Source organism: Spirillospora sp. NPDC000708, from assembly GCF_040299565.1.
GTDB lineage: Bacteria > Actinomycetota > Actinomycetes > Streptosporangiales > Streptosporangiaceae > Spirillospora.
Map to the genome: position 1 here is coordinate 1 of NZ_JBEPCJ010000241.1, position 1,367 is coordinate 1,367.

Sequence of the window (1,367 nt, forward strand, 5' to 3'; positions counted from 1 at the left end):
CGCGCGGCCGTGGTAGCCGACGGGCAGATGCTTCCAGTTCGGCATCAGCGGCTCGGCGTCCGGCCGGAACAGCCGCCCGAGGTTGGACGCGTGGTACTCGGAGGCGTAGAAGTCGACGTAGTCGGCGACCTCGAACGGCAGGTGCAGCGCCACCGCGTCCAGGGCGTGCACGGCGCCGTCCGGCAGGTCCTCCGACGCTAGCGCGGTGACCTGACTCCGCACCTCCTCCCAGCGTGAACGGCCCTGCGCCATGAAGGCGTTGAGGGTGGGTCGGGCGAAGACGTCCTCACCCAGGGTGGCCGCGAGGTCCACCACCCGGTCAGCGACGCGCACTCCGACCCGAGGAGAAACGCCCGGTGTCGAGAAGACGCCATAGGGCAGGTTGGCGAGCCCGAAGAGAGACCTTTCAGGAATTTCGATCTTGGTCACGCAGTGGCTCTTTTTCCGTGGAGGAGGGACGTGGGGGCAAGGTCCAGCTCCACCAGTTCGGTGAGCGGCTCCATGATGCTGCACGTGCCGAAGCTGAGAAACGCAAGACGCACGGCCGCCGCACGGCCCTCGCTGAGATTCTGCACCGCAGCCGCGATTCCGCCCCTGTCGCGCTCTGCGAGCACGCTCATCACATCCGCTTCGTCTCCGCCGCCGAGGGCGGCGTCGGTGGCGAGCAGCAGGTTGAGGAATCCGTGCTGGTGAAAGCCCGTCTCCGGGTCGGTGTTGCGGACCGGGTGGTGCAGCCCGGCGGTCGCCTTGAACGGCACCTGCGCCTGCACTGCGGACGTGACGGCTGCGGCGAGTTCTCTCTCGTCCGGGTACATCTCGGCCGTCACCCCACCGGTTCGAAGCTTGGCCCTGTGCCCGCTGTCGGCCAGCGCTGCGGTGACATCACCGCGGCGCTCGTCGCGCGGCACCTCCACGAACACCGGGACGTCGATGCGCTCCAGCGATTGGACGAGGTCGCGCACCGTCATCGCGGCCGGAACAGCGACCTCGACGGCGTGCACCTTGACCGGCAACCGCGCTGCAATCTCGACAGCCTTGGCAGCCTGCGCCGGGCCGTTCGGCGCGGTGATCGACACCTCCAGCGCCTCGGCGATACCGGCGACCAGCGGGTGCAGCTGGTCCAGCGCGGTCGCGGGCAGCACGAGCGGGCCGACGAGCGCGGCGTACGGGGCGGACCGGTGCCGGCGGTGGGCGGGGACGGCGTCGGCGAGCGGCGCGAGGCCGGGCGGGAACACGGCCGCGTCGTCGCACAGGCCGCGGGCGAAGGCGGGAACGTCGCTCATGGGGTCCGCCTTCCCGCCCAGGTCCACGCGTATGCGGGGTCCTCGCAGGCCAGGCCGCCCTCGCCGAGTTCGAGGGGGCGGAAG

Annotated in this window: 1 protein-coding gene and 1 pseudogene; both read right to left on the reverse strand. The window is 70.8% G+C overall.

Translation table 11 applies throughout. The features are described from left to right. Positions 1 to 429, reverse strand: a pseudogene (locus ABT299_RS52690) (fumarylacetoacetase); the annotation flags it as partial. Further along, positions 426 to 1,283, reverse strand: coding sequence for a hypothetical protein (locus tag ABT299_RS52695; protein WP_500255483.1), 858 nt, complete (start codon positions 1,281 to 1,283; stop codon positions 426 to 428). The gene ABT299_RS52695 and the pseudogene ABT299_RS52690, both read right to left, overlap by 4 nt. Between the last annotated feature and the right edge of the window lie 84 nt (positions 1,284 to 1,367).